This window comes from Arthrobacter sp. R3-55 (assembly GCF_054161505.1).
Window position 1 is genome coordinate 263,663 of the sequence record NZ_CP096423.1, and the last position, 18,549, is coordinate 282,211.

The window sequence follows — 18,549 nt, forward strand, 5'->3', positions numbered from 1 at the left end:
GACTGGGCTGCTGGGCTGCTGGGCTGCTGGACTGGACTGGACTGGGCTGCTGGGCGTTCGCGGCGCTGCCTTGCTGCCTTCGTGTCCGTGGTGTCCAATCCAGCTTAAACGCCGACGGCAGACCCGGGCACAGCCCCGGCCCGCCGTCGTCGAGGATTCGGTCCTAGTGCAGGTGGTCCACCAACTTGTCGGCGATGCCCGTGTACTTGCCCGGAGTCAATGCGAGCAGGCGTGCCTCCGCGTCCGCGGAGAGGCCAAGGCCTTGGACGAATTCCTGCATGCGGGCACCATCCACGCGCTGGCCGCGAGTGAGGTCCTTCAGCCGTTCGTAAGGGTTTTCCATGCCTTCGACGCCGGCAATCGCCTCTGCGCGCATGACCATCTGGATGGCCTCACCCAGGACTTCCCAGTTGGTGTCGAGATCACCGGCGAGGACTTCCTCGGCGACGTCCAGTGCTTTGAGTCCTTTGGCGACGTTGGAGATAGCCAGCAGTGAGTGTCCGAAAGCGACACCGATGTTGCGCTGTGACGAGGAGTCCGTGAGGTCGCGCTGCCAGCGGGAGGTAACCAGGGTGGCGCCGAGGGTGTCCAGGAGTCCGTTGGAGATCTCCAGGTTGGCTTCGGCGTTCTCGAAGCGGATGGGGTTGACCTTGTGCGGCATGGTGGAGGAGCCGGTAGCCCCGGCCACCGGAATCTGGCGGAAGTAGCCGATGGAGATGTAGCTCCAGATGTCCGTGCAGACGTTGTGCAGGATGCGGTTGAAGCGGGCGATGTCGGCGTAGAGCTCGGCCTGCCAATCGTGGCTTTCGATCTGCGTGGTGAGTGGGTTCCAGGTGAGGCCCAGACCCTCCACGAACGTTTTGGCGACGGCTTCCCAGTCAGCGCCGGGGACGGACGCTACATGCGCGGCGTATGTGCCGGTGGCGCCGTTGATCTTGCCGAGGTACTCGGTCTTGGCGATGCGTGCCAGCTGGCGGTTCAGGCGGTGGGCGATCACCGCCAGTTCCTTGCCGAGCGTGGTGGGCGTGGCCGGCTGTCCATGCGTACGGGACAGCATGGGCACAGCGCGGTTCTCTTCCGCCATGGCTTCGATCTGCTTCACGAGGGCAGCGGCGTTCGGAAGCCACACGTTCTCCACGGCGCCCTTGATGCCTACGGCGTAGGAGAGGTTGTTAATATCCTCGGATGTGCAGCCAAAGTGCACCATGGCCGTCAGGTTCTCGATGCCAATGGCCGGAAGGCGACGGCCGATGTAGTACTCCACAGCCTTGACGTCGTGGACGGTGACAGCCTCGATCTCGGCAAGTTCATTGACCGATGCGGCGTTGAATTCGGTGACGATCGCTCGCAGCCGGGCGATCTGATCCTCGGACAGAGGGCCCGCGCCGGGCAAAACGGACTGGCTGGTCAGGTGGATGAGCCACTCGACTTCGACGTGAACGCGGTCGCGGTTAAGTGCAGCCTCGGACAAGTAGTCAACGAGGGGCGCGACGGCAGCACGGTAGCGGCCGTCAAGGGCGCCAAGGGCGAGGGGTTCGGAAGCGAGGGACACGCGAGGGGATTCAGCCATGGTGCCTATTCTTTCATGTTCCGCCATGGTGCCCGAGTCGGTGACAAGGCTATGTGGACGGCGTCCCGGGTTATCCACATACGCGACAACGCTGCTTCCGTTGGGTTCTGCCGCTCCGTAGCGTCGATCGTACCGAACAGCAGAACAACCAACGGAGTATACGTACATGAGCGTCGGCTTGATGCCTGCAGCCAACCCGCCCACCTTCGACCCCCTGGAGTGTGCTTCCCGAAGCCATGAAGTCCAACGGCTCGCTTGGCGTATCAAGACGTGCGTGGACCAAGCAGACGCTGTTCTTGCCTCTTTGCGAAGAATCCAACTGAACGATTGGCAGTCTCCTGCGGGACGCGCCTACCGAACAACCATTGCATTGCATGCTTCGGCGCTGATGCGTGCCCGTGAGTCCATGGATGCCGCCGTTGCCTTGGTACTTCGCCATTCCCAGAACGTCTCAGTTTCCAGCGAGAGGGGACAGTAATGGCCGATTCAGCTCCAGTGGGAGCCGGAGGAGCGCCCCGGCCCTTGCCTCCGGCAGCGGACGGCTTCCTCACCATACGGGGTGGAGTGGGCGGGATGTCGTTCCAGCTGGAAGAACTCTTGCGGGGCGTAATTCAGCTGGATGAGGTGGTCCAGCAGCTTCGCGACATCGAGGACGAGGCTATTCGGGTTCAGGACTCTCTGGAAACGTTTCTGTACGACTCCTACGACACCGGTCCGGCTGCCATCGACGCTGTTGCCGAAAGCCGGAAGGACGTGGCAAGGGTTCGCCAGAACCTGGTGGAGATCAGCGCGAATGTGCGGGCCAGCCACCGTGACTACGAGCTAGTGGAGGCCTCAAATGGTTTCCGGCGTGAGCTGAGCCTCCGAGAGATAAGGTTTTCCGGGGTCGGATGGTTGCTCCCTGGCCGTGACATGACGCATAACATCGTCAGGGGAGTGCTGGTTCCCCCTTGGACGGAAACGAGGGATATCCTGCACGGAATTCTGGAGTCGCCGCTTTTGGGGGCACTTCAGCCCCGACACGTCAGCATCGGGGCGATGGAGCAGTCCGCGGAACAGATCGAGCCCTCCATGGCGGAGAGCCTCCGGCGCCTGGAGAGGCTGCATGCAAGGAACAGCGGAGAGATTGAGGTCATCCAGTTCGAACAGAACGGTTCTTCATCCTGGATGGTGCTGATACCCGGCACCCAGCCCTTCTCACCGAACACGAACCCACTCGATATCCCGGGAATCGGTGATGCTGTTGCCTACGACTCGGAGGAAGTAGTCGCCGCCGTTGGTCAGGCTCTTCGTGAGGCCGGCGCGGACGCCGGAGAGCAGGTAGTGGCGGTGGGGCACAGCCAAGGAGGCGTGCACGCCATGAACCTCAGCCGGAACCAGGCCTTTCTCAGTGAATTCGACCTCAAGTATGTGCTGACGGCCGGGGCTCCTGTAGGCGGAATTACCCCCGAACCTGGTATCAGTTCACTCCATTTGGAACATGTTCAGGACTGGGTCCCGGGAGCAGATGGCCGGGTGAACAGTGATACGAAAGACAGGGTGACGGTGTCGCTGACCAACGAGGTTAAGACACCAGCAGGACAAGATCCCGGCCTTGGTCCCGGACATGACCAGGAGAACTATGCAGCAGGAGCAGAGCTGGTTGCTGCAAGCCGGGACGAGTCACTGATGGCTTCAACTGCCGTCTTCGCGGGCATTGTGGGCACCGGTGGGGTAGCAAGAGTGAGCCGGATCAAACTGGAAAGGGCGCCGATGCCCGCTTCCCCGTGGGCATTGCAACCTGGTCAGCCCACCGTCCAGGACACCAAAGCGGGGTCTGGAACACGGTAGTTGCCGTGCTCCTAGCGCTTGCGGGTACCGGGGATCAGTCCTGCCACCATCGAGATGATGCTGATGATGAGGGAAGCCAGGATGGCAGTCCAGAAGAACGAATCGAGGGTGAGGTGTACCGGAGTGAATGAGCTCAGCCAGGCAGTGAGGTACAGCATGGCTGCATTGATCACGATAGTGAACAGGCCAAGCGTCAGGATGGTCACCGGCAGTGACAGAAGCCTGACCAGGGGGCGGACCACTGCATTCACCACGCCGAAGATCAGGCCGATGAACAGGTACGCCAGAATGATGCCGGCGGTATCGGCGCCTTGGGTCAGTCCTGCATTGGTGGCAGCCTTCTCGGTAGCGCTGGTAGTGATATCCATGCCTTGCAGCAGCCAAGTGGCTACCCACAGGGCAAGCCCGTTAATGAGGACGCGAATGATGAATGAACCCATGGGCCCATGCTTTCACATGCGCCTGTTAATAAGCTCAGCATCAGCCATAAGCAGGCAAGTAGGCTTGAAGCCATGACTACTACTGACAACGTACCGGAGGGCGTACTCCCTCGCCCGGTCGTGGACAGGCTCCCGAAGTATGCGGCAGGAAAACCCCCCGCCGCGATCGAGGGCCTCACCAGCTACAAATTGTCGTCCAACGAGAACCCGCTGCCTCCGATTCCTGCAGTGTTGCAGGCAATCGCCGACCAATCCGATATCAACCGCTACCCCGATCCACTCGCCACCAAGCTGCGAACCGCTCTGGCAGGCTTCCTTGACGTTCCGGCTGACGATGTTGTCACCGGCGCAGGCAGCCTGGGGGCACTGAACCAGATTCTTGCAACATTCGCGGGGCAGAATGACGATGGCAAGCAGGATGAGGTCATCTACGCCTGGCGATCCTTTGAGGCATACCCCATCTGTGTGGGTCTCGCTGGGGCAGCCAGTGTTCGGATCCCGCTGCTGGCTGATGGGCGACACGACCTCGAGACCATGGCTGCGGCCGTCACAGTCCGCACCAAAGTGATCCTCCTGTGCACACCGAACAACCCCACGGGTCCCATCCTCACGGCAGAGGAAACTGAGCGCTTCATCCAGTCCGTTCCCCCCAACGTGGTGGTGGTCATCGACGAGGCGTACCAAGAGTTCGTTCGGGATACGAAGGCCGTGGACGGCATCGAGCTTTACCGCAAGTATCCCAACGTGGTGGTCCTGAGGACCTTCTCCAAAGCGCATGGACTGGCCGGGCTGAGGGTCGGCTACAGCGTTTCGGGCCCTTTGCTCACGCAGCATCTCCGGGTCACTGCCACGCCATTCGCCGTTTCCCAGATCGCCGAACGCGCCGCCGTGACCTCTATCGAGAATTTCGATCAGGTTGTGGAAAGGGTACAAAGCCTGGTGGACGAAAGAGACCGCGTCACGGCCGGCCTCCGCGAGCTTGGATGGTTTGTTCCGGAGGCTCAGGGTAACTTCATTTGGCTGAACCTTGGTCAGCACAGTGGCGAGTTTGCGGCCTTGGCGGCGGAGCGTGCGCTGTCTGTCCGCGCCTTCGCCAATGAGGGTGTCCGGGTAAGCATCGGCGAGGTGGAAGCCAACACCCGGTTCTTGGAACTCTGTGCAGGTTATACAAAGGCACCGCTGCGTTCCTAGCGGTTAACAAATGCTAAAACCGAACTTACTGCCGATAAAGTAAGGGACGAAAGCCAATAGTATGCCCGTTCCGGAATGCATTCCGGAACGGGCATATATCCCAGCGACAGACATTGCCCGGCGCCCCGCCGCGGCAAGCAAGGAGACGGAATGGGCTCGACACAACTGCCCCCCGGGACGGAAGACACTCTCGCGGCAACCTCCGCGGCAGCAGCCGCGCCAGGCGAACCGGTGGAAATGGTTCAGTTGCTAGGCTCTGACGGAAAGCTGGGCTCGGATCCGGTCTTCTCGGACTATGCCAAGCGGATCGACCCCGAGAAGCTGCGCGTGTTTTACGCGGACATGGCCAGGATCCGTCGTTTCGACCAGGAAGCCACCGCCTTGCAGCGTCAGGGTGAGCTGGCGCTGTGGGTGCCGTTGACCGGCCAGGAGGCTGCGCAGATCGGTTCGGGCCACGCCAGCCAGCCCCAGGACTACATCTTCCCCACGTACCGTGAACACGGCGTGGCACTTGTCCGCAACGTAGACCTTGCCGAACTCCTCAAGCAGTTCCGGGGTGTCTCCAACGGTGGCTGGGATCCCCGCGAAAACAACTTCCACCTGTACACCCTGGTCCTGGCAGCCCAGACACTGCACGCCGTTGGCTATGCCATGGGCATCCAGCGCGACCAGAAGCTTACAGCAGCAACGGATGCCACGGACCCGAAGGCCGCCGTCATCGCTTACTTCGGCGATGGAGCCAGCTCGGAAGGCGATGTCCACGAGTCCATGGTCTTCGCCGCCTCCTACGACGCGCCGGTGGTGTTCTTCTGCCAGAACAACCACTGGGCCATTTCCGTGCCTACTGAAGTCCAGACCAAGGTTCCGCTGGCCAACCGGGCCAAGGGTTACGGCTTCCCGGGAATCCGGGTGGATGGCAATGATGTCATCGCAGTCCATGCCGTCACCGAGTGGGCCCTGGAACATGCCCGGGAGGGCCGCGGTCCGGTCCTCATCGAAGCCTATACATACCGCGTGGGCGCACACACCACCGCCGATGACCCCACCAAGTACCGCGAATCCGCCGAGGAAGCCGCTTGGCGGGAGAAGGATCCGCTGGACCGATTGGAGAAGTACCTTCGCGCCGAAGGGCTTGCCGACGAGGCATTCTTCGATCAGGTCAAGGCCGACGGCGATGAACTGGCCAAGTACGTCCGCAGCACCACGCATGGCCTTGAGGTTCCGGACATCCGGCAGGCCTTTGCCAGCGTTTACGCCGAACAACACCCGCTGATTGCGGAGGAACTGGCCTGGTTCGAGGAATACTCGGCCGGCTTCGAAAGTGACGAGGAGACAGCTCACTGATGGCAACAATGACCATTGCGAAGGCCATCAACGAGGGTCTCCGCGCATCTCTGACGAACAACCCCAAGTCACTGCTCATGGGTGAGGACATCGGACACCTTGGCGGTGTCTACCGCGTTACCGATGGCCTGATCAAGGAGTTCGGTGATGATCGCGTCCTGGACACGCCGTTGGCGGAATCGGGCATCGTGGGTACGGCCATTGGGTTGGCGTTGCGTGGGTACTCACCCGTGTGCGAGATCCAGTTCGACGGCTTTGTCTACCCCGCTTTCAACCAGATCACCACCCAGCTGGCCAAGATCCATGCCCGCAGCCTTGGCAAACTCACCGTTCCGGTGGTCATCCGCATTCCCTACGGTGGCGGTATCGGCTCGATCGAACACCACTCCGAGTCGCCGGAAGCACTGTTCGCCCACACCGCGGGATTGCGCATCATTTCCCCGTCCAATGCCCACGATGCCTACTGGATGATCCAGAAAGCCATTGAGTGCCAGGACCCTGTCATCTTCTTCGAGCCCAAGCGCCGCTACTGGCTCAAGGGCGAAGTGGATGTCCAGAATGCCGGTCTTTCAGAAGACCCCTTCAAGGCGCACGTTGTCCGCGAGGGCACCGATGCCACCATCGTCGCCTACGGACCGCTGGTTCCCGTGGCCCTGGCGGCAGCCAATGCCGCCACCGAAGACGGACGGAGCATCGAGGTTATTGACCTCCGCTCCATCTCACCTCTGGACTTCGACACCGTGGAAGCCTCAGTGAAGAAAACGGGCCGTTTGATCGTCGCCCACGAGGCCCCCACTTTCGGCGGCATCGGAGGCGAAATCGCAGCACGCATCAGCGAACGGGCGTTCCTCCACTTGGAAGCTCCCGTGATCCGCGTCGGCGGATTCCACATGCCGTATCCCGTCGCCAAGGTGGAAGAGGACTACTTGCCGGACATCGACAAGATCCTCGAAGCACTCGACCGTTCGCTGTCCTACTAAGCGCCCGCCTGGCCTACTCAACCGCCCTGATCCTGCCCGGCTTCGCTGCCTGGTAACCGGAAATCGAGGACCACTGTGACTGTAAAGAAATTCAACCTGCCGGACGTCGGCGAAGGACTGACCGAGGCCGAGGTAGTGGCTTGGAAGGTCAAGCCGGGCGATGTCGTGGCAATCAACGATGTCCTGTGTGAGATCGAGACGGCCAAATCCCTCGTTGAACTGCCATCTCCCTTCGCCGGAACGGTGACGGAGTTGCTGGTGGAAGAGGGAATCACGGTGGAGGTCGGCACGGCGATCATCGCTGTATCCGAAGGCGCAGACGACGCAGCAGGTGCCGGCGGCACCGCAGGCACCGGGGACGCAGCAGGCTCCACGGGCGACGCAGCACCGGAAGCCCCCGCCCTCGAGATGCCGATGTACGGCAAGCTGTCCGTTGATGAAGACCAAGACGACAACCGTCCCGCCGGGGGCCCGTTGGTGGGCTCCGGACCAAAGGCCGATGCCGTCAAGCGCCGTGCGCGGAAGCGTCCGGCCGGTGCCGTTGAAGCAGCCACGATCGCCGAAAACGCCGAAGGCACAGTCCAGGACCACCAGGCAGTCGTTGAAGCAAAGGCGGCCGAAGTGCCGGTTGCGCACCGCACGACGCCGGCACGCACCGCTGTCGGGTCCGTCACTGCCTCTCCGGTCACCCAGCAACCGGTCACCCAGCAACCGGCTACCCAAACGCCGGCTACCCAAACGCCGACCGTGCAGCCAAGCCAAGGAGCGGGAACCCCGGTAGCGGTATCCCGCGGTGCTGCCCTCAGCGGCACCATCAGCGGCCTGGTCAACAGGGTCCTGGCTAAGCCGCCGGTCCGCAAGTTTGCCCGTGACCTGGGCATTGACCTCGCGGATGTCGTGGCCACAGGCCATCGCGGCGAGGTGACCCGTGAGGATCTGGTGAGCTACCAAGCGCAGCGCGATGCCGAGCACGATCAGGCTGACTCGTTCTGGGGTGCGTCCAAGAAGCCGCAGGATCAGCGCATCGAACGCCTGCCCGTCAAGGGTGTGCGGAAGGCGACCGCCAAGGCCATGGTGGAGTCGGCGTTCTCGGCCCCGCACGTCAGCATCTTTGTGGACGTCGATGCCAGCCGGACCATGGAGTTCGTCAAACGACTCAAAGTATCCCGGGACTTCGAAGGCATCAAGGTTTCACCCTTGCTGATCCTCGCCAAGGCCGTGATCTGGGCCGCGGCACGCAACCCCAGCGTCAACGCCACGTGGGTGGACAACGCGGACGGAAACGGAAACGCCGAGATCCAGGTCAAGCACTACATGAACCTGGGCATCGCGGCCGCAACCCCGCGTGGCCTCATGGTCCCCAACATCAAGGACGCCCAGGACCTTTCCCTCAAGGAATTGGCTTTGGCCCTCAACGATCTGGCCACCAAGGCGCGCGCGGGCAAGACCCAACCGGCGGAGATGCAGGGCGGAAGCCTGACCATCACAAATATCGGCGCCTTGGGCATCGATACCGGAACGCCCATCATCAATCCGGGCGAGGTGGCCATCATTGCCTTCGGAACGATTAAGCAGAAACCGTGGGTCCTGGACGGGGAAGTCATTCCGCGCTGGATCACCACGCTGGGCGGTTCGTTCGATCACCGGGTGGTGGATGGCGACTTGTCTGCACGCTTCATGGCCGATGTCGCAGCCATTCTTGAAGAACCGGCGCTGTTGCTTGACTGACGGGTCAGCATCTCGGGGTCCGGGGACGGCTTCCTACCCCGAGGCTGGGGCCACGGATTCCGGGCATGTACCCCCTCAGCTGGTCACGGGGGCATGGCGCACCGTTGCCAGGGTACTGACGGAAGTGTTTCAACCGCCGGTTGTGGTGATGGTCCTGCTGTTGATCAGCCCTGCAATCGAACCAGGGTTTCCCGGGACCATGTGGTTCGGTCTCCTGGCCGCAGTGTTCGTCTGTGTTCTGCCACTGGCATACGTGCTGGTCATGGTCAGGCTCGGCAGGATCACGGACCACCATGTCAGCGACCGTCGCCAACGGCCGGCGTTGTTGCTGATGGCATTGGTCTCGGTGGTGGTCGGGCTGGGAGTGTTGCAGCTGCTGGACGGCCCCGCCAGCGTCTCGGTAATGATCATCGCGCTCATTGGCGGGATCGCCATACTGGCAGTGGTGAGCGCCTTCTGGAAGATGAGCGGGCATGCCTCTGCCCTGGCTGCGGCGGCGGTCATTGTGGTCGCGATGTTTGGACCTGCTTGGTTGCCTGTGCTGCTTTTGGTACCGGCGGTGGGCTGGTCGCGGTTGGTCCTGCGCGCCCACACCCTGGGCCAGGTGATTGTTGGCTCACTGTTTGGCGGAGTGGTGATTGCCGGGCTGTGGTGGCTGCTGCGGGAATGGATGCTCTAGGCTTTCGAAACCACTGGCACAATCCGCAGCGTTGGCCCAGCGTTCCGGCCTAGAACGCGGGGTAGCTGACCAGGAGTGCCTGGAGTTCGGTGGTGGACATGTTGTTGGCCATTTCCACGCTGATGCCCATGGCAACAGCTGCGATGGTAACCATCGCCACGCATGCCAGGGACAGGAAGCGCCAGTCCTTGCGGAACACGCTGCCAAAGGTCTCCGGCATGTCCAGGCCGGGGCTGATGACGTTGGGGGCGCTGTCCCAAGAGCCGTCGTCGAGCATCGCGATGATGCGGTCGTTGCTGCGGTCATAGCGCATGGTGCTGATGCTGTTCCCGTGGCGGGCAAGAAGGATGTCGTGTCCCACGCGCTGGCGCGGCTGCAAAGTAAGCAAGAAAATGATCCCTTGAAGTCAGTAAGTGGAGGTAGCACGCGCCATTGGGGCATCTCGATTTTATAACGATGACTTCAGGGGCAAGGCCCAAAAAACGCCAAATGCCGGGTGAGGCTCCCCACCCGGCGGCGTGATGCGGCTCGCTTTACGGCTGGTCGGTCTTGGCGATGTAGACATCGCACGGGGCAGTGTGCGCCACGGTGTTGGCCACGCTGGCGAGTACCCGGCCCAGTCCCTGCATGCGGCGGTTCCCTACCACGATCAGGCTGGCATCCTGCATTTCGGCTTCCTTCACCAAGGCTTCGCCGGGCTTCCCGCGGGCTGCGGAGTAGGTGATGGTGAGGCCCTCATGCGCCAGGCGTTCGGCAACGGTTCGGGCTACGGTTTCTGCTTCGGCGGCGTCGGACACGATCCATTTGTCGGTGCCAATCTCAACCACCTCTGTGCGGTTGCTGTCGAACGCGCTGACAACGCGCAGGCTGGCCCCGAGGCCGATCGCCAGTTGCCGGGCGGCCTCGGCTGCCCTCATTGCCGTCTCGCTGCCGTCTACTCCGACAATCACAACTCCGGTCATTGTGCTGCTCCTTCATTGATGGCTGTGATGGCTGCTGCCAAAACTGGTGCCAAGCGGCGGACGCCTTCGGCAATCGTATCCGGCGGCACCGCACTGAAAGCCAACCGGAGCTTGTTGGAAGGGCCGTCGGCTGGGGAGAAAGCTGCGCCGGGGATGAAGACGACGCCGGCGTCAATCGCTTTTCCGAGCAGCGGATAGGTATCCACGCCTTCGGGCAACGTCACCCATACAAAGAAGCCGCCGTCCGGCCGCGTCCATGTCAGGCCTGAGGGCATGTACTCATCGAGCGCGGACAGAAGCGCCTGGCAGCGTTCGGCATAGAGCGTCCGGTACGTGTCAATCTGGCCTTTCCAGTCGTATTCCCGGAGGTATGCCGAGACCAGCATTTGGTTCAGCGGGGGCGGGCAGAGGGTCACTGCCTCTGACGCGAGGTAGAAACGTCGCTGCAGGTGCGCGGGGACCAGTGCCCAGCCAATGCGCAGCCCGGGAGCGAAGATCTTGGAGAAGGAGCCGAAGTAGATGACATCATCCGGGTTGGCGGCGCGCATTGGTGCGATCGGGTGCCCGTCGAAGCGCAGGAGTCCGTAGGGGTTGTCTTCAAGGACGATAATATTCGCGTTGCGGCATATATCAACGATCCGCTGCCTGCGCTCTTCCGCCAGCGTGATCCCGGAGGGGTTATTGAAGTTGGGAATGGTGTACAGGAACTTGATGTTCTTGCCCTCGGACTGGAGCGCTGCGATCCTGGCCTCGAGAAGCTCGGGTACCAGGCCGTCGTCGTCCATGTCGATCGGCTGCACCTCAACCTGGTACGCCTCGAAAGTATTCAGCGCGCCCACGTACGTGGGGTTTTCCACGAGGACAACATCGCCCGGGTTGCAGAAGACCTTGGTGGCAACGTCCTGTGCCGACTGTGAGCCCGCGGTGATCACCACGTTTTCCGGCAGGGCATCGGTAATGCCCTCGGCTGCCATGACGTCGCAGATCTGCCGGCGGAGTTCCTCGGTACCTTGGCCGCCGCCGTACTGCAGTGCGGTCATTCCTTCTTCGGCGATGATGCGGGCGGCGGTTTGTCCCAGCTTTTCCAGCGGCAGGGATTGAAGGTAGGGGTTGCCTCCGGCGAGGGAGACAAGTCCTGGCTGCATCGAGATATCGAAGACATCCCGAACTGCGGACTGCTTGATGTTGGCGGCCCGCGCCGAGAACAGTTCCTCGTGCGGGTGGGCGGCCGTGGCGGCACGCTCAATGGCGTCGATGGCTTCAGCGGGCAACGTTGCGCCGGCATCCAATGTTTCGTGGGTCACAGTGACAGGATACTCCTGGATGTTGCTAATGAGGCAACAGTTGTTTTCAAATATCTCCTAGTCTGGCATTCGGCGCTTTACCTTGCGATGCGGAAGGGCTGGAATGTAGCTATGACAGCGCACCGCGGATCCGTGACCAAGGCCGAGCAATTCCACAAACTCCATGACGCCGGGCCCACGCCGCTGGTGCTGGTCAACGTGTGGGACGCTGCATCCGCCCGGGTGGTCCAGGACGCAGGGGCGACGGCGATCGCTACGTCAAGCTCCGCCGTCTCTTGGAGCCTGGGTTTCCGGGACGGGGACCATGTGCCGTGGGGCTTGGCCATGGCAGCCTTGGGCCGCGTAGTCGGCGCCACCACGCTGCCAGTCACCGCCGACATCGAAACCGGATACGGGCGTACCGACGATGAACTGAGGGCTACCGTCCACGCCGTCCTGGACGAAGGGGCCGTAGGCATCAACATCGAGGACTCCGCCATGGAACCGCTCACCGATATCGCCGAACAATCGCGCAGGATCGCCCTCATCCGTGCGGCCGCAGACGACCGCGGGATCCCGTTGTTCATCAATGCCCGCACGGATACCTATCTGTCCGGTGGCTTCGAGGACACAGCCTTCGACGAGACATTGCGGCGTGCCGAATCCTATCTTACGGCCGGCGCGGACGGCGTCTTCGTGCCCGGCGTCGTCGATCTTCATGTTCTCCACGAACTGTCCAGCCGGATACCGGCGCCGTTGAACGCCCTGGCGGGAGTAGGTGCGCCATCCCCGCTGGAACTGCACGACGCCGGCGTGCGCCGCGTCAGCATCGGCGGCAACACTGCCAAAGCGGCCTACGCCAAAGTTGCGCGGGTGGCTAAAGAAATCCTGGGTGACGGCAACTGGGCCGGTCTCGCTGGTACGCGTAGCCACGACGAGATGGACGCACTGTTTGTGGAGGGACCCAAGTACAGCATGTGAGCTGATGCAACGCACGACGGCGGCGCCCGCCTTTAATGTCGGACCCCGCCGATACCTTGGGATCAGAAGGAAAAGCCACCACGGCAGGGGAGTATGGATGGCACGGCGCAGTGTGCAGTTCTGGCGCATCGAACAGTTGAACGGTGACGAGCTCAACCGTCCCTTTCCTGCGCGCCGGGTGGCGGAGGTCCTGAAGAACGCCCAGGATGCCGGGACGGATCGGCATTTCACCAGTGCGGACGGAACGGTACTGCTCGCCCAGGCGGTGACATCCTCGCCGCATCCAGTGCTACTGCTTGACCGGGTACGGGAGACCAATCTGCCGAGCGTCGGTGATGCCCTGGGCCGGCGTAAACCGCTCCCGCTGGCTCCGGGCGATCACCTTCTTGAAACCACGTACTTCGCATTCCTGAAGAGGAACGTGATTGCCGTGCTCACCAGCGGCAACGGCCCCCGGGCATCCCGAATGGGTGAGTATCTTGGCGGAATGCTCGGGCTGGAACCCACCCTTGTCCCCGTTGTGAGGGAGGACATTGAGGAGATCCTCACCCGGCTTGAAGTCAGTCGTTTCGAGTTCGCACTCCCCGCCGAGCGCCTCTCGGGGAAACTGATGGAAGGCGAATGGGCCGACGTCCTGGACAGTGCCTCGCGCCTCATGAATGAAGGGACATTCCGAATTTCCCTGAGTGTTGGGCGGGCCGGGAAAGCGGAGGACAAACAGCGGATCAGGGAACGCATTCAACAACTCATCGATCTTTTCCGCCGCGCCGGTTCCGTGGAGCACTTTGACTACGTGGTGGCCGAGGGCAAGGATTCCCTGACCGGTGACCGCGAGGTGGTGGATTTGTTGAAGGAGCGGTTCATTTCGCACATTGACGTTGATCCGGATGTATTCAATGATCCGCAGAAATCCGTAGCCGAGGCCGTCACCGTCCTCAACAAGCAGGCCAGGGATAACGAGGCATTCTTTGCAAGGACCCTGCCGGACGTCAAAGGCACCGCTGACCCAGGCCTCGTGCCGGACCTTGTTGCCGGCGGAATGGCTGCTGTGCGGGAGGCCCTTGGCGCGGCGACACTCCCTGACAAAGCTGGGACGCTGCCCAATAAAGCCGCTGCGCTCCCTGACAAAACCGCGACGGGCGGTGCGGGCCATGAGCTTGTACGAGGTTGATATCCAACGCAACGGGCGGCGACGCACACTGTGGCGGTGGTTCCTGCTGCACCCCACTGCCGACTACCTGTGGGCGGTGTTTGCGGTCCTGATCTGGCTTGGCATCGCGCTGCTGGCCCGGCAACCGCTGTTACTTGAAGGGGCCGACGCCGGAACCCGCCGGACCCTCTTCCAGACGCTCGCCACCTTGGCGGGGGCCACTGCCGGGCTGACTCTCACCAGCGTCTCCATGCTCATCAACGTGCTGGGCAAGAAGGCCGCGCCAGGCCAACGGGAGCTCCCTTTGGAGAAACTCTCGGCAACCCATCGGCGGCAGATCGGGGAAGTGTTCCTGTTCGCCATCCCGGGGCTTGGGCTGCTGTTGGTTGCTGCCTTGGTCACCATGGTGCTGGAAGGAGGCGCATCCACCGGGCTGTGGATTCCCGAAGCTCTCGTGTTCGTGCTGGCCTTCGCCTCCGTCCTGGCGTTATTGCGGGTGGCATGGGCGCTGCGCCGGGTGCTGGCCATCGCGACGGCGTGATGCGTCAGCCCAGCGCTCGAAGATACCGTCGCCGGACCAGTTTCTGCAGGACAAGAAGAGCCGGGTAGAACAATCGCCACGGTTGTTGAGGCGCGGGTCTTGTCAGCGACCGGATCGTCAGGTGCACGGTGCTCCCTGCACGGTGAACAATGAACGCTTCTTCGCCCGAGACCGGATGCCCTGGGAGGGTCCGGTAAGCGAAGCCCGCCCGGTCCGGCTCGTGAACCACTGCAACCACTTCTACCGGTTCCAGCACCCTGAGGCCGAGGAAATGGGCGGTGACCAGCACCCGGTCACCAACAGAGACCGGCCCCGGTGAGTCGACGGAGAAGCCGCTAGCGGTTTTCACTCCCCACCGGAGCACCTGCTCCGAGGCGCGTTCCCACGATGCGTCACCGGATCCCACCACGGCTGATACCTCCGAGCGGCGGTAGCCCATGCTGGCAGTAGGCCATTGGTGCAGATTCGGACTGGTCATGCAGCTTCCCCCAAGTTTTCCCCATTAGTCACGCCTGGCCAGTGGCCAAAGCTATGCTCAGCGTACGCTCAGGGCCTCCGTCAAGGTCCTGCCGTTGACGTAGATCTCGGCCCGCGACGCACCACTGGCTGCCACGATTGTCTGCGTCAGCTGAGCCTGTATGCGCGGAATGTCGCACACGCCACCGGGCCGCAGTGTTCCGCTGAGGTTCACCACCACCGTAGCCCCGCTCATGTAGCCGGAAAGGTAGCGCAGGGAGGAACCGGCCAAGGCGTCGTAGAGGGCGGCATCGCCGTCCACGGGCATCCCGGCCTCCAGCAACCGGCCGAGCGCCACGGACAATGGGTCGCCGGGCGCGGCCACGCCCCTGACGGGCACCAGGCTGTCGTTGCAGCCGAACCGCACGCCGCGGGAGCCGCCGTCGTCAATTGCCACGTAGTAGACCGCGGGACCGGAAGCATCCACGGTCATGACCGTCCCGGTTTCTGAGGGCTCCGGAGCGCTGGTTCCCGGTTCGGGGGAAGGCTCGACGACGGCACGTGGCTGGGTAGGGGCGGCCGCGGAAGCGTCCGGGGTGCCTGGGGGAGCGGATGAAGGTGCCGGCGGTGTTGGTGTTGCCGGCGTAGGCGGCCCGGCGGATACGGAAACGGAAGGCTTGCCAGTGATTGCGGGGGCAGAAGCCGAGGCAACAGGGCCGGACGCAGAAGGCGTAGCGCTCTGCGAAGGTGCCGGCGGCGTCACGGAGACGGTCGGCAGAGGGGCTGCACCTTCGGGAACAGCAGGATCTGCGGGGACAGCATTGCAGCCAGCCACCCACAGGCCGAAGACGAGGCAGGCAGCTGCGATCGCCGTCGTACTTTTTGGTCCCCGTCCGGCATGCATGACAGCCCCGCGCTCCTGTCCGTCCACCTGTATCTCCAACGTTAGGACGGGTGGGCGGAACACAACATCCCGCTACGGTGACGGTTCGGACAAGAGTTGATCACGCTGAAGCAGCCAGCAGTCCGGGAAGGCGTCGGGAACGTCAATGCCCCCGCCCCGCGGAAAGCGGAACGGGGGCATTGAAGGCGAAAGACTAGGCTGCTGCTTCTTCGTCCTGAGCGGCGGTCAGCGGCTCGAAGATGCCCTTGATCTGCTCTACTACCTCGGCGTCGTCCTTCGGGTGCAGTTCAGCGAAGCGGATCATGGAACCCGGAACGGCCAGCTTGACGTCTTCGAGGACCTTGGCGCCGGCGATGCCCGCGGCCTTGCGGGCTTCGTCCTGGGCCCACACGCCACCGAACTGGCCAAAGGCGGTTCCGACGACGGCGGTCGGCTTACCGGACAGGGCGCCGGCGCCGAACGGGCGGGACAGCCAGTCGATGGCGTTCTTCAGCGATGCGGGCATGGTGCCGTTGTGCTCCGGGGTGACCAGCAGGATGGTGTCGGCCTCGGCTGCTGCGGCACGGAGTGCTGCGGCTTCGGCGGGGACCTGACCTTCGACGTCGATGTCCTCGTTGTAGAACGGGATGGTGCCCAGGGAGCCATGGATCTGCACGTCAACGTTCTCCGGAGCGTTCAGCTGGATGGCCTCGGCGAGCTTCTTGTTGTGGGAGTCGGCGCGCAGGCTGCCGACGAGGGTAAGAACGGTGCTCTTGGACATGGTGTCTCCTTGTGTCTGGCCGATTGGGGTGCCGGCCGTTCGATGTCTTGGCTTTGGGGCCTTCATCGATACTAAACGGACTGCGGTCCGGTTTCTATTCCCGGGTCTAGAATATTTCTGTGAGCTCGATCCCCATGAGGCCGGACGTGCCCTTAGGTGCGCCCCATGAGCGCAGCGACGCAGCGAGGAATCGCGAGCGTCTGCTCAATGCTGCCCGGGACCTCGTGGCTGAGTTCGGGGCTGAAGCCCTGACCATGGATGCCCTCGCCTGTAAAGCGCACGTGGGCAAGGGGACTGTCTTCCGCCGGTTCGGGAGCAGGGCGGGGCTCATGATGACCTTGCTGAGTGACTCGGAGTCCGAATTCCAGCGGGGATTCATGTTCGGACCGCCTCCGTTGGGACCCGGCGCCGCACCGAAAGAACGCCTCATTGCCTTTGGCGAAGGGCGGATCTACTTCGTCCTGGAAAACGGCGAACTCCTCAAAGCCGCGGGAGCTGCCACCCGCAACAGGTTCGATGTCCCGGCCACCAAGCTCTCGCACCGTCATATGGAAGTCCTGCTGCGGGAGGCCGGGATCGCCGATCCATGGGTCATGGCCATGTCCCTGACGTACGCACTGGACCCCGAGCGCATTGTGGACGACGTCCGCGTCCGCGGGATATCGCCCACGCGCCTCACGGATTCCTGGCGCGAACTGGTCACCCGCCTGCTGCGCACCGCCTGACCCCGCAGCGCGCGTGCCCCTGATACTTTCCCCGCGTTGAGGGTACGTTTCGGGGTATGGAGTCACTGATATGGATTGGTGTGGTTCTGGGGGCGGCTGTGCTGTGGATCGGGTTCGTTTTTGGCATGCTCTTTGCACTTGACAGGGCGCAGCGGAAGGCCAGGGCTGAGGCGCGTCGGGATGCTCAGCGTGCGCTGTCCCGCCGCAAGCGTCGCCTGACCCGGAGTGCGCGCCGTGCGTCCGTCGCGGATGAAGGTGACTTCACCTGAGATGAGGGGTGGGGGTCGGTGTGGGGACGGCGCCTTACCCGATCCGAGAGGGCCAATGCGTCCTTAACGAGGTGAGGCGCCCCCGGGGGGGACGCCTCACCTCACTTACCGGCTATCACTTACCGGCTATGCGTAAGTATCTTGTTTGGGCTGTGTAGTTAGAGGCCCAGGAGGCGGTTCAGCAGGTTGGCAAGGCCGCTGAGGCCACTGCCATCCAGAAGCCCGGCTACGGCGCACAGCAAGTTGCCGAGGAGGTTACCGGGGCCCGGGACGGCCGTGATGTCCAGTTGGACTTGGTTGAGCTGGACGCGCAAGCCGAGAATGTTCAAGTCCAGCGGCCCGAGGTCCAGGTTGAGGATCTGGCAGGCGGCTTGTGTAGCTGCGCCGGTCACAGTGGTGGTCACCGTTTCATTCACAGCTGTGACAACTCCCGCAACACTGGTGAACGTGCCCTGCAGCAAGCCGGTCACGGTCAGCGCGCCATCGCTTGTACCGAACTCCGTGGGAGTGAAGGAGCCGACGAAGGTTCCGACACCGGGAACTGTCTCGTTGATGACGGCCGAGACGTTGGCCAACTGCTGGGCGCTGGCGCTGGGCGGCGGTGCGGCTGACGCGGGTGCTGTGGCGCCAAAGAGCATGGCTCCAGACAAGGCGACGGCAGTAAGGGGTGCAATTAATCGTGTTCGCATCTCGAATGTTCCTTTCAGCGCCACAATCAGTGGCGTTTGAACCCCCGGCCATCCACCCCCAACGAAG

At 62.9% G+C, this 18,549-nt stretch carries 21 protein-coding genes; 12 read left to right on the forward strand and 9 right to left on the reverse strand.

The window, feature by feature from the left end:
- Nucleotides 1-163: 163 nt before the first annotated feature.
- Nucleotides 164-1,570 (reverse strand): adenylosuccinate lyase, encoded by a 1,407-nt coding sequence (gene purB / locus M1D51_RS01340; RefSeq protein WP_458108241.1) that lies wholly within the window; start codon nt 1,568-1,570, stop codon nt 164-166.
- 166 nt (nt 1,571-1,736) lie between these two features.
- Here purB and M1D51_RS01345 point away from each other — a divergent pair, with 166 nt between their 5' ends.
- Together M1D51_RS01345 and M1D51_RS01350 are read left to right on the forward strand one after the other, a co-directional pair.
- Nucleotides 1,737-2,048, forward strand: coding sequence for a hypothetical protein (locus M1D51_RS01345; RefSeq protein WP_458108242.1), 312 nt, complete (start codon nt 1,737-1,739; stop codon nt 2,046-2,048).
- Nucleotides 2,048-3,400 (forward strand): hypothetical protein, encoded by a 1,353-nt coding sequence (locus M1D51_RS01350; RefSeq protein ID WP_458108243.1) that lies wholly within the window; start codon nt 2,048-2,050, stop codon nt 3,398-3,400. The genes M1D51_RS01345 and M1D51_RS01350 overlap by 1 nt, the downstream gene beginning before the upstream one ends.
- A gap of 11 nt (nt 3,401-3,411) precedes the next feature.
- Here M1D51_RS01350 and M1D51_RS01355 read toward each other — a convergent pair whose 3' ends face one another.
- Nucleotides 3,412-3,840: a phage holin family protein gene (locus M1D51_RS01355; protein ID WP_026543035.1), complete on the reverse strand. Its 429-nt coding sequence runs from the start codon at nt 3,838-3,840 to the stop codon at nt 3,412-3,414.
- A gap of 72 nt (nt 3,841-3,912) precedes the next feature.
- On the opposite strand from M1D51_RS01355, the gene M1D51_RS01360 reads away from it, so the two are divergent.
- From M1D51_RS01360 to M1D51_RS01380, 5 genes are all read left to right on the forward strand, one after another.
- Complete coding sequence (locus M1D51_RS01360; protein WP_172326426.1) at nt 3,913-5,031, forward strand: histidinol-phosphate transaminase; 1,119 nt, start codon at nt 3,913-3,915, stop codon at nt 5,029-5,031.
- Nucleotides 5,032-5,181: 150 nt separating this feature from the next.
- The gene (pdhA, locus tag M1D51_RS01365) at nt 5,182-6,375 is read left to right on the forward strand and encodes a pyruvate dehydrogenase (acetyl-transferring) E1 component subunit alpha (protein ID WP_458108244.1); all 1,194 of its coding nucleotides are present in this window, start codon (nt 5,182-5,184) and stop codon (nt 6,373-6,375) included.
- A complete protein-coding gene (locus M1D51_RS01370; RefSeq protein ID WP_172323714.1) occupies nt 6,375-7,355 on the forward strand; it encodes an alpha-ketoacid dehydrogenase subunit beta in 981 nt (326 codons plus the stop codon). The genes pdhA and M1D51_RS01370 overlap by 1 nt, the downstream gene beginning before the upstream one ends.
- Nucleotides 7,356-7,430: 75 nt before the next feature.
- Nucleotides 7,431-9,083, forward strand: a complete 1,653-nt coding sequence (locus M1D51_RS01375) for a 2-oxo acid dehydrogenase subunit E2 (protein ID WP_458108245.1) — start codon at nt 7,431-7,433, stop codon at nt 9,081-9,083.
- A gap of 124 nt (nt 9,084-9,207) precedes the next feature.
- Nucleotides 9,208-9,762, forward strand: coding sequence for a phosphatase PAP2 family protein (locus tag M1D51_RS01380; RefSeq protein WP_458108246.1), 555 nt, complete (start codon nt 9,208-9,210; stop codon nt 9,760-9,762).
- Nucleotides 9,763-9,811: 49 nt separating this feature from the next.
- Here the strand turns inward: M1D51_RS01380 and M1D51_RS01385 are convergent, their stop codons facing one another.
- The 3 genes from M1D51_RS01385 to M1D51_RS01395 form a co-directional block, all read right to left on the reverse strand.
- The gene (locus M1D51_RS01385) at nt 9,812-10,123 is read right to left on the reverse strand and encodes a hypothetical protein (protein WP_172323727.1); all 312 of its coding nucleotides are present in this window, start codon (nt 10,121-10,123) and stop codon (nt 9,812-9,814) included.
- Between the two features lie 172 nt (nt 10,124-10,295).
- A complete protein-coding gene (locus M1D51_RS01390) occupies nt 10,296-10,724 on the reverse strand; it encodes a universal stress protein (RefSeq protein ID WP_458108247.1) in 429 nt (142 codons plus the stop codon).
- A complete protein-coding gene (locus tag M1D51_RS01395) occupies nt 10,721-12,028 on the reverse strand; it encodes an aminotransferase-like domain-containing protein (protein ID WP_458108248.1) in 1,308 nt (435 codons plus the stop codon). Before M1D51_RS01395 ends, M1D51_RS01390 begins: the two co-directional genes overlap by 4 nt.
- Before the next feature lie 111 nt (nt 12,029-12,139).
- Between M1D51_RS01395 and M1D51_RS01400 the strand changes: the two genes are divergently transcribed.
- The 3 genes from M1D51_RS01400 (at nt 12,140) to M1D51_RS01410 (ending at nt 14,679) form a co-directional block, all read left to right on the forward strand.
- Nucleotides 12,140-12,988: an isocitrate lyase/PEP mutase family protein gene (locus M1D51_RS01400; RefSeq protein ID WP_458108249.1), complete on the forward strand. Its 849-nt coding sequence runs from the start codon at nt 12,140-12,142 to the stop codon at nt 12,986-12,988.
- A gap of 97 nt (nt 12,989-13,085) precedes the next feature.
- Nucleotides 13,086-14,159 (forward strand): hypothetical protein, encoded by a 1,074-nt coding sequence (locus M1D51_RS01405; RefSeq protein WP_458108250.1) that lies wholly within the window; start codon nt 13,086-13,088, stop codon nt 14,157-14,159.
- Nucleotides 14,140-14,679 (forward strand): hypothetical protein, encoded by a 540-nt coding sequence (locus M1D51_RS01410; protein ID WP_458108251.1) that lies wholly within the window; start codon nt 14,140-14,142, stop codon nt 14,677-14,679. The genes M1D51_RS01405 and M1D51_RS01410 overlap by 20 nt, the downstream gene beginning before the upstream one ends.
- Before the next feature lie 4 nt (nt 14,680-14,683).
- On the opposite strand, the gene M1D51_RS01415 is transcribed toward M1D51_RS01410, so the two are convergent.
- The 3 genes from M1D51_RS01415 to M1D51_RS01425 all read right to left on the reverse strand — a co-directional run bounded on the left by M1D51_RS01415 (nt 14,684) and on the right by M1D51_RS01425 (nt 16,799).
- Nucleotides 14,684-15,157 carry a DUF1990 family protein gene (locus M1D51_RS01415; RefSeq protein WP_458108252.1) on the reverse strand — a complete coding sequence of 158 codons (474 nt, stop codon included), beginning with the start codon at nt 15,155-15,157 and terminating at the stop codon, nt 14,684-14,686.
- A gap of 57 nt (nt 15,158-15,214) precedes the next feature.
- Complete coding sequence (locus M1D51_RS01420; protein WP_458108253.1) at nt 15,215-16,066, reverse strand: GerMN domain-containing protein; 852 nt, start codon at nt 16,064-16,066, stop codon at nt 15,215-15,217.
- A gap of 166 nt (nt 16,067-16,232) precedes the next feature.
- Nucleotides 16,233-16,799, reverse strand: a complete 567-nt coding sequence (locus M1D51_RS01425) for an NAD(P)H-dependent oxidoreductase (protein ID WP_172323720.1) — start codon at nt 16,797-16,799, stop codon at nt 16,233-16,235.
- Between the two features lie 119 nt (nt 16,800-16,918).
- Here M1D51_RS01425 and M1D51_RS01430 point away from each other — a divergent pair, with 119 nt between their 5' ends.
- Both M1D51_RS01430 and M1D51_RS01435 read left to right on the forward strand, forming a co-directional pair.
- Nucleotides 16,919-17,524 (forward strand): TetR/AcrR family transcriptional regulator, encoded by a 606-nt coding sequence (locus M1D51_RS01430; RefSeq protein ID WP_458108254.1) that lies wholly within the window; start codon nt 16,919-16,921, stop codon nt 17,522-17,524.
- A 56-nt stretch (nt 17,525-17,580) separates the two neighbouring features.
- Entirely contained in the window at nt 17,581-17,793 is a 213-nt protein-coding gene (locus tag M1D51_RS01435; RefSeq protein ID WP_458108255.1) for a hypothetical protein, read from the forward strand.
- Nucleotides 17,794-17,951: 158 nt separating this feature from the next.
- Here the strand turns inward: M1D51_RS01435 and M1D51_RS01440 are convergent, their stop codons facing one another.
- Nucleotides 17,952-18,482, reverse strand: a complete 531-nt coding sequence (locus M1D51_RS01440; protein ID WP_458108256.1) for an ABC transporter substrate-binding protein — start codon at nt 18,480-18,482, stop codon at nt 17,952-17,954.
- Between the last annotated feature and the right edge of the window lie 67 nt (nt 18,483-18,549).